Origin of the sequence: Dolichospermum circinale AWQC310F, assembly GCF_000426925.1 — a bacterium.
Taxonomy (GTDB): Bacteria; Cyanobacteriota; Cyanobacteriia; order Cyanobacteriales; family Nostocaceae; genus Dolichospermum; species Dolichospermum circinale.
The window spans coordinates 33,073-42,266 of sequence record NZ_KE384669.1 but is presented as its reverse complement, the minus strand read 5'-3'; the positions used below and the strand labels follow the sequence as shown (position 1 = coordinate 42,266).

Annotated in this window: 4 protein-coding genes; 3 read left to right on the top strand and 1 reads right to left on the bottom strand. The window is 38.3% G+C overall.

All coding sequences use genetic code 11. The annotated features are described in order from the left end of the window. Nucleotides 1–88 precede the first annotated feature (88 nt). The 3 genes from sbcD to ACIR310F_RS24085 all read left to right on the top strand — a co-directional run bounded on the left by sbcD (nucleotide 89) and on the right by ACIR310F_RS24085 (nucleotide 3,469). Nucleotides 89–1,360 carry an exonuclease subunit SbcD gene (sbcD, locus tag ACIR310F_RS21625; protein WP_051289478.1) on the top strand — a complete coding sequence of 424 codons (1,272 nt, stop codon included), beginning with the start codon at nucleotides 89–91 and terminating at the stop codon, nucleotides 1,358–1,360. A 122-nt stretch (nucleotides 1,361–1,482) separates the two neighbouring features. Further along, complete coding sequence (locus ACIR310F_RS0105205) at nucleotides 1,483–3,318, top strand: APC family permease (RefSeq protein WP_028082904.1); 1,836 nt, start codon at nucleotides 1,483–1,485, stop codon at nucleotides 3,316–3,318. Further along, a complete protein-coding gene (locus ACIR310F_RS24085; RefSeq protein WP_155963632.1) occupies nucleotides 3,290–3,469 on the top strand; it encodes a hypothetical protein in 180 nt (59 codons plus the stop codon). Before ACIR310F_RS0105205 ends, ACIR310F_RS24085 begins: the two co-directional genes overlap by 29 nt. Here ACIR310F_RS24085 and ACIR310F_RS0105200 read toward each other — a convergent pair. Next, entirely contained in the window at nucleotides 3,466–8,925 is a 5,460-nt protein-coding gene (locus tag ACIR310F_RS0105200) for a translocation/assembly module TamB domain-containing protein (protein ID WP_028082903.1), read from the bottom strand. The genes ACIR310F_RS24085 and ACIR310F_RS0105200 overlap by 4 nt on opposite strands. Nucleotides 8,926–9,194: the final 269 nt, after the last annotated feature.

The following is a 9,194-nucleotide window of genomic DNA, read 5'->3' as shown; positions in this document are numbered from 1 at the left end:
TTCCCTGTTCCCTGTTCCCTGTTCCCTGTTCCCTGTTCCCTGTTCCCTGTTCCCTTGTCATAACGACAACCTACCTATAACTAAATAAATTATGAAAATTCTTCATCTTTCAGATATCCATATTGGTAGCGGTTTTTGTCACGGGCGTGTTAATCCCCTCACAGGTTTAAATACACGATTGGAGGATTTTGTCAAGACATTATCTTTGTGTATTGACCGGGCGTTAAATGATCATGTAGATTTAGTTTTATTTGGTGGTGATGCTTTTCCTAATGCGACACCTGCGCCCTATGTTCAAGAAGCTTTTGCTCATCAATTTCGTCGCTTAGTAGACGCAGATATTCCCACTGTGTTATTAGTAGGAAATCATGACCAACATTCCCAAGGTTTGGGAGGCGCTAGTTTAAATATTTACCGAACTTTGGCTGTACCAGGTTTTGTGGTTGGTGATACTTTGACCACTCACCGCATTTCTACCCGCAATGGAGATATACAAATAATTACTCTCCCTTGGTTAACTCGTTCTACTTTGATGACTCGTCAAGAAACTCAGGGTTCTTCTTTGGCCGAAGTTAATCAATTACTCACAGAACGTTTACAGGTGGTAATAGAGGGCGAAATTCGTCGTCTTGACCCTAGTATTCCTACGGTACTTTTAGCCCATTTAATGGCTGATAATGCAACTTTGGGCGCAGAACGCTTATTAGCAGTGGGTAAGGGTTTTACTTTACCTTTGTCTTTGTTAACTCGCTCATGTTTTGATTATGTGGCTTTAGGTCATGTTCATAAACACCAAAATCTAAATAAATCTAATGACCCACCAGTGATTTATCCTGGAAGTATTGAACGGGTAGATTTTAGTGAGGAGAAGGAAGATAAAGGTTATGTCATGATAGAGTTGGAAAGGGGGAAGGTAAATTGGGAATTTTGTCCTTTACCGGTGCGAATATTTCGGACAATTGAAGTAGATTTATCTAAACACGATGATCCACAAGCAGCTTTATTAAAAGGAATTGCTAAATATGATATTCAAGACAATGTAGTGCGACTGATTTACAAATTGCGCTCAGATCAATTGGATTTAATTGATAACTCTTCCCTCAACAATGCTTTAAAATCCGCCCATACTTACACCATTCAAGCAGAACTAGTCAGTCAGTTAGCAAAACCCCGGATTCCTGAATTGAGTACGAGTACCAGTATTGACCCAATGTCTGCTTTGAAAACATACTTAAATAATCGGGAGGATTTAAAAGATATCGCCCCGTCTATGTTAGAAGCAGCGCAGAATTTGTTGACAGATGATCAGGAAATTATCAACTACAAGATTCCCAACTTCGTGAACAAGTCGGGAGTGTAAGCCTAGAAAACTTAATGATTAATTATGTAACGGATTTAGCAAAATTGCTATATTCTATAAACTCAGACTTGAGTTTATCCTCAACTGAATAAAAATAAACACATTTATCCGGTGGACTTTCTATGTCCTTGTATCCTCAGATTAAGCAATTTTTCCTTGGTAAGTCCTTACCAACCAGCGCCCATAGCGAGGAACGATTAAGTAACGGTGCGGCTTTAGCGGTTCTTTCTTCCGATGCTCTTTCCTCGGTAGCGTATGCTACAGAAGAAATTTTACTAGTTTTAGTCGCAGCAGGAAGTGGCGCTCTGGGTTTGTCTCTACCTATTGCTGTAGCAATTATCGCCCTGTTGGCTATAGTTGTCCTTTCTTATCGTCAAACCATTCGCGCCTATCCTCAAGGTGGCGGTTCTTACATTGTCGCTAGGGAAAATCTCGGTCTTTATACCGGATTGGTGGCTGGTGGTTCGCTGATGATTGATTATATTTTGACTGTGACTGTCAGTATATCTGCTGGTACAGCAGCTTTGACTTCAGCCATTCCGGTACTAAAATCTCACACTGTCCTGCTGTGTTTGTTTTTCATCTTTTTGATTATGCTGGCAAATCTCCGGGGTGTCAAGGAGTCGGGAAAGATATTTATGGTTCCTACTTATGCCTTTATTACTAGCATTTTTCTGCTAATTGGCATTGGTGTGTTTAAATATACTAATGGACAGGTAATAACTGAATATCCTTCTCTTCCTGTTAGTGAAGGGATCAGTGTATTCTTTATTTTACGGGCTTTTTCCGCCGGTTGTACCGCACTAACGGGGGTAGAAGCAATATCTGACGGGGTTTTAGCTTTTAAAGCTCCAGAATGGAAAAATGCTCGCCTGACTTTGTTATATTTGGGAGTGATTTTGGGATTTATGTTTGTGGGTATCAGCTATTTAGCAAACATTTATCATATTGTTCCCGAAGCAGGACAAACCGTAGTTTCTCTTTTGGGTAGGGTGATTTTGGGAAATGGACCTGTTTACTATTTTTTGCAAATTGTCACTCTGTTGGTTTTGATGTTAGCTGCTAATACTAGTTATGCAGATTTTCCCAGACTGTGTTATTTCCTAGCACGAGATGGATTTTTACCCCGTCAATTATCTCTCTTGGGCGATCGCTTGGTCTACTCTAATGGTATTATGCTCTTGAGTATCTGTGCGGGAGTTTTGGTAATTATCTTTAAAGGTCAAGTTAACGCTATTATTCCTCTCTACGCGGTTGGTGTCTTTACTTCCTTTACTCTCTCCCAAGCGGGTATGGTACGTCACTGGTTTCAAGAACAAACCAGAGGTTGGCGTGCAAGCGCAATTATGAATGGCTTGGGAGCATTCGCTACGCTAGTAGTATTATTAGTAATTATTTGTACTAAGTTCCTATTAGGTGCTTGGCTGGTTGTCATAGCAATTCCTATCTTAGTAACACTATTTGCAGCTATTCATCGTCATTATCAATATGTAGCTGAACGTCTCAGTATCCACGATTTAGAACCCCGGAGTTATATCTCCGTTCCCAAACCCGCAGTTGTCACTCACCCGGCGGTGGTTGTAGTGGGACAACTCAACCGAGGAACGGTAGAAGCTTTGGACTATGCGCGGACAATTGCAGATAAAATTGTTGCTGTTCACGTAGATATTGGTTCTACAGACCGCGAAGAATTACAAAGAAAATGGCAAAATCTAGAAGCGGATATTCCTTTGGAAATTATCGAATCTCCCTATCGTTCTGTAATTGACCCCATTGTAGATTTTATTGGTCAGTTTCAGGAAAATCACCCCGGTGTTTTCACAACTATCATTATTCCTGCTTTTGTCCCTCGTAATTGGTGGGATAGTATTTTACATAATCAAACAACTTTGTTTTTGAAAAATGCTTTGCGAGTTAATAAAAGTCGCATTGTTACCACTGTTAGATATTACTTGTGATCGTTGTCCGTTGTTGGTTGTCCATTGTTGGTTGTCCGTTGTTGGTTGTCCGTTGTTGGTTGTCCGTTGTCCGTTGTCCGTTGTCCGTTGTTGGTTGTCCGTTGTTGGTTGTCCGTTGTTGGTTGTTGGTTGTTGGTTGTCAATTTTTTAAAACTTCCGTTCAAATTCAACTACAGCGCGAGTATCATCAGTTAAATTAGTAGAAGAACGCAGACGAAGTTCATTATTTATTCGGTAATTAATCCCCCATTGTAAAGGATCACGAGCCGTCAAAATCTTAATAGTAGAAAAGGAAAACTTAGGAGAAATATCAATTCCTGCTTCTAAAGCCAATTCTAAAGATGAGTTGTTTCTCCCTGCTTCTGGCCTTTGGGAAAGAATAGTGGGAAATACTCTTAATTCACTTAAACCAAAAGCATCACCAATTTGATTAAATGCACCTTGGAAATTACTAAAAACGGCCGAACCAGCAATATTAATTAAACCCAGTTTAATATCACCACGTTCTTTAGTATCAATGAAACCACCCCCTAACAAAGCCACAATTTGTGTTTCTGAACGCGCAGGATTACTTTTGAGTTGCAAATTCTCATTAATTTGACTAGCTAAACCATTAATACTTGCTTCAACTCGAACTGTTTCTAAACCCGATAAACCTAAAGAACCTACAGAATTTTGTCGGCCAATATCGTTATTTTCAACTACATCTAGAATTTTAGCAAATAAACGAATATCTAAATAAGGGTCACGGGGTTGACTAGAAATGAAAGTAGCAGTATGCTCATAACCTCGTGCTAAACCTAATTGGGTCGTGAATAAGTTCACCGCACCTTTAGTTAGTTTGATAGTTCCTTCCGGTAAGGGTTCAGCTAAAGAACCATTAACAATTAAATCCCCAGCAGCTTGGAACTTAAACAGCGGTGGACTAGCAATTTGTACATTTTTACCTAAGTTTAATTCTAACTTCTTTAACTTGGTAATTTTATTTTCTACTTCTGGAGATCTTTGAGAAATGCTGATTTTACTCTTTGAGGAATTAACATTTTTAGATTCTGCTAACAATACTTGACCATCAGATAATTCTATCTTACCACCAATTACAGGTTGCAGCAGAGAACCCGTAATTTCTAAATTCCCACTAGCACCCCCTTGATATAGTCCTTTGAGATTTAAAGCTAATTGTTCTAAATTAACAGTGAGTGCATTTTCTGTTTTAATATTTTGACTAGTAAAAATTGGTAGTTCTCCCACAGCTTTAACTTTACCATTACTAAATCTACCTTCAAGACTGTCTACAAATACCCGGTTTAAATCAAACTCTGCACTACCATTTATATTGGTTAATTTTCCCGGTAATGCTTGAGCGCTAAAGGTAGCATTACTTAGGGAAGCTTTACCTTCAAGTAAGGGTTTTTTTAAAGTTCCCGAAACTTTTAGATCCAATTCTCCTTGTCCATTTTCAAAAGCTACTTCATTAGTAAAAAGATTTAAAAGTGTTAAACCTTCGTTTTTGACTTTCACATCTAAGGTAATTTGATTACTCTCTGATTTTTTAGTAGCAAAAGGTGTTTGATAAGGAATACTCCCCGATATTTCAGTCCCAGATTCTTTCCCTGTTCCTGAGACATTGCTACTAAAGTTTAATCTTCCATTAGCATAATTGAAAGTGGCATTAGTTGATGCTATTTGTTTTTGATTAATTGTTCCTTCTGTTATGTTTAATTCTCCTATAGCTTGAGGATTATTAATACTACCTGCTATTGCTGTCGTTAAATTCAGTTTACCTCCAATTCCTACTGGTAGTTTCACTAAATCATTTACTCGCCCAAGCGGAAAATTTTCTACTGTCAATTTACCTGATTGTTTACTATTACCAATGTTACCTGTAAAGGCAATTAACTTTTGCTGAGATTGAATTTGTAAAGGTTGTAACCGGAAAATTCCCTCTTCTAAACTACCTTTAACTACTAATTTTTCCACAGCATAAAATCGGCTCGGTTCTGTTGGTTTACCCCAAGTAAAGTTTTGTCCTCGCAGGTTAAATTTCATCCTTGGCTGGTTGGCTGTAACAGTATTTACACTTATGTTACCGTTTAAAATCCCTTTTAATTCTCTTAATTCTGGTATGGGTGTAGCATTAATTCGCTTTTGTTCTTGGGCAGTTACTAGGGCATCAATTTCTGATAACCTTTGAATTTGGCTGAATAAGGACTGATTTGGTAATTTTTGGGATTTAGCGGTTAAGTTACCTGCTCTGCCGTATTTTGGTGCTTTTAAACCACGTTGCAAGTCTTGAAGTTCAAATATTTGGGCAACATTAAGGATATCTTGAATATTACCTTTGTCAATTTTGATGTTTGCTCGCAGTTGCGGTTTTTTAGTCCATGGTCTGATGTTTGCATCAAAGTTATATCTGCTTTCACCTTTGCGAAGTTCGCTATTCCCGAGAATAAATGTTTGATTATCATAGCGCAGTTGGGTTTGAAAGCGATCGCCTTTAATACGGCCAATTTCTGGTTTCTCAATGGCTATATTCCCCTCTGTCGCTAATGTTTGGGAATTAATTTGCAAATTTCCATTTAATAATCCTCCCACACCTCCTGGACTTAATACTGTATCATCTGGTAAAATTACATTTAGTGATTCTAATGGTAGATTAGTCATACCTACGGCTAAGTTACCATCTGTTTCTATACCTGATAACAATGCTTGTTGCCACTTGACTAAAAAAGATTTAGGACGATTATTTCTATCTAATTTAACTGCTATACGCTCTTTTCTACCTGCAACATCTACGGTTATTCCCTCTCCTGATATAGCTTGAACACTACCAGTTAGAGATGGTTCAAAGACCAATTTTTGAAGTCTTAAATCTGTAAATCCCAATTTACCTGTAATATTTGGTGCAGTGGGTTTTCCTCTCAACTGGCCGCTAAAATCCACATTTCCAGCAATATTTACGTTTTTAGGTAATTTAATCGGCAATTTTTGTAGATTATAATTATTTACATCTAAGTTTAAATTCATATCCGTAATTTCGGGAATACCTACTTTTTCGGCATTAGCTAATAAATAACCTTTAACTTGGAAATTACCATTATTATAACTGTCTATAGTTAGCTTTTTTCCATTCCAACCAATATATAACCAAATAGGTGGATCAATACCTGGCAAACCTCTATTAAATCGCAGTTGACCAACAGCAGCAATATCTGCTAATTTGGGGCTGGCTAAAGTTCCCGCTAGTTGTAATTTCCCTGTCAACTGTCCTTGTAACTGCTGACCAAAAGAGCGCAATTCTAACCCAGAAGTAGCCAAAGAAGCCTGATAATTTCCATCGTTAACTCGAATATCAGAGACCATAACCGTTCCGCTAGGAAGTTTCAATCTCCCTTTTCCCTCTCCCTGAATAGTTTCAGGTTGGAATGACTCCACAGAACCCCCTACCTGTAATTCACCTGTGATATTTCCTTGCCATGGGGATGGTACAGGTGCTAAACTAAGTAAAGGTACATTATCAGCCTGAATTTTCGCCTGATAACGACCTTCCGCAACTTGAATATTCCCAGCTTTAATTTTCCCCCCTCCCACAGATAAAAAGGCCTCACCCAATGCTGTCAGGGTTTTAACTTGGAAATTTTCCCGATTACCCCCAATCATGAATTTACCTGTGAGGGGATAATTTAAAATCGGGTTGGTTTGTTTTTGTTTGAATATTGTGCTTAAGCGTAAATTTCTCCCTAGTAACAAGGCTGTGAAATTTTGCTCTTGTAAGTCGAGTTGGGCTATATTGACTGTACCATCGGCAATGTTAACATTCGCATTTTCAGGAATAATTGTCTCAATTTTAAATGGTGAGGAATTTCCTGATAAACGCAGACCTCCATTAAATTCAGCCCCAGTTAAGGAAATGTTTTCCTGTTGTTTTTGCTCTATAAAGGAGGCTAGTTTAATCTTATTAGCTTGTGCTAAAGCTTGCCAACGACCATTACTATAAGTACCACTACCCCTAACTATGCCACTACCTACATTAGCAACTACATCACGGAAGGAAACCCTTTGGTCAGAGTTAATATCAGAATTAATAATTGTTGTTAACGTTGTGGGATATTTAGCTTGAGGTGCTTGCAATTTTACTATGGTCTGGGTTTTATTATCCGCTCCTTTGAGTTGGGCTGTAGCTGATAATAGTCCAAAGGGGAATCCTGTTTGAATATTATATACTTGAGCGATCGCATCTCCGGCTATATTTTCCCCAGTCAAGTTAAAATCTAGTTGGGGTACTGCACTCAGTTTAATTGTTCCCCCACCTTTTACCTCACCTTGATCTGTAGTTTTTCCTTGGATATCTGTAATTTTCAGCAGAGACTTACTGCTTATCAGTTCAAATTTACTACTAACTTTCTGAAAGTCTACTTTATCAATTCGGACAGTTTTCAAACTGCTGACACTACCGGATAATACTGGCTGGGAAATTTCTCCCAATATCTGTACATCTGCTTGAGCTATCCCAGTTACAGGAACTGGTAACTTTACTTTCAGAGTAGTTTGGGCATTAGCTAAACTTACCGCATTGACACGCCCTTTTAAATTAAATCCAGCTTCCTGATCAATTGTACCTGATGCTGTAACCGGGATTTGCCCGTAGTTGGTAATTATCTGATCTAATTTAATAGCCAGTCCATCAAAGCTGAGATTCCCTTGACTATTATTTAATAATTGAGGTATTTTAGGGATTTGTACCGTTACTCCCGCTATGGCCGCCTTACCATATAATAAGGTTTTCCCCCTGGGAACTACTTTAATTTGCAAATCACCATTGACTCTACCAGTTTTTAAGGTTAGTGGTAAAGTGACAATTCGCGTAATATCTGCTGCCAGAATGTTTTCCGCTTGTAGTCGAAAATCCCCAACTAAAACTTTCTGAGGAATTAAATCCCCGGTAATGGAAATATTACCCCCACTCACTGCCTTACCAGCTAATTCTAATTTAATCAGACGATTTTGATTTAAGAGTTTAGCTGTGCCATTAATTCCTGAAAATGCTACTTTCTCTGGTAAAGAATTTTTTTCTAAAACCGATACTTTCGGTACTAATACTAAATTAGCATCACGAAACCGCAATTTATCCAAATCAGTTTTAATCAATGCTTTACCCGGAGGCGGAGTTATAGTAGTAGTTAACCAGCGTCCTTGGGAATCTTGTTCAATATAAATATCTGGATTAATTAAATTAACATCTAATAAAAGATGGCGGTTAACAACTAATTGCCAAGGATCAAATCCCACTTCAACAGCTTTTGTATTTACCTTATCTGAATCTGTATCAGTTCTTGGTATCTCTGAAGCGTCAAAACTTACCCCTGTCAGGGAAAATGACTTAACTGCTCCCAATTTTACCGGACGGTTCAGGGTGTTAGTTAGATTTTGAGTGACTAATGGTACTAAATCACTATAAACGAAATTCCGCAACCGCCAAACACCGGCAATAATTCCCAGCACCAATACAGCACCTAAAACTAGTCCACCTTGACTTAATATTGTTAACCGTAGACGCTCAAACCCAGAGTTTCTGGAGTGAGAATTTTGACTAGGAGAGTTAGACATCTTGTTTTCACCACAACTTATGGGATGAGGAGGTCTGCTAAATTTATGCTGCTAGATATTTGACACTCACTCTGCCTATTATACCAAAAGCTGTCTTTCTAGAACGGAGTTTTTAACCAAAATTTTCGGGAAAAAGAGAGGAAAAGGTATTGACAACGAGTTTTTAATCTGTTATCATACAACCGAGGAGGAAGAACTATCTTCTGTTTTTATATGAATTAATACTTTTTGAATCACGCAGAGGCGCGGAGAGTTGATGCTTTTTCTAG